General features: G+C 47.5%; 1 pseudogene. It reads right to left on the bottom strand.

Annotation, left to right across the window (positions count from 1 at the left end):
- Nucleotides 1-337 (bottom strand): annotated as a pseudogene (locus tag ACNKXV_RS13720) (type I glyceraldehyde-3-phosphate dehydrogenase); the annotation flags it as partial.

The following is a 337-nucleotide window of genomic DNA, read 5'->3' as shown; positions in this document are numbered from 1 at the left end:
CCCTCATAGCTGATGCTTCAATCTTTCCTGACAACTCGGGAAGTACCCGATCCAAGGCCTTTCCAGCATTAGTTGTGGTAGGAATGATGGAATAAGCTGCAGCCCTAGCTCTTCTCAAATCCCGATGGGGTGCATCATGAAGGTTTTGATCATTGGTATAGGAGTGGACCGTCGAGGCAAATCCTTTGATCACCCCAAAATGCTGGTCTAATACCTGAATCATGGGTGCAAGGCAATTGGTAGTACAGGAAGCGTTGGAAACGATTTGCTCGGTTCCATCTAAATGATGGTCATTTACCCCCATCACGACCATCGGTATGGAATCCTCTTGAGAAGG

The organism is Christiangramia aquimixticola, from assembly GCF_048285835.1.
GTDB lineage: Bacteria > Bacteroidota > Bacteroidia > Flavobacteriales > Flavobacteriaceae > Christiangramia > Christiangramia aquimixticola.
Note: the sequence above shows the minus strand (reverse complement) of the source record. Positions and strands in the feature narration are given on the sequence as shown.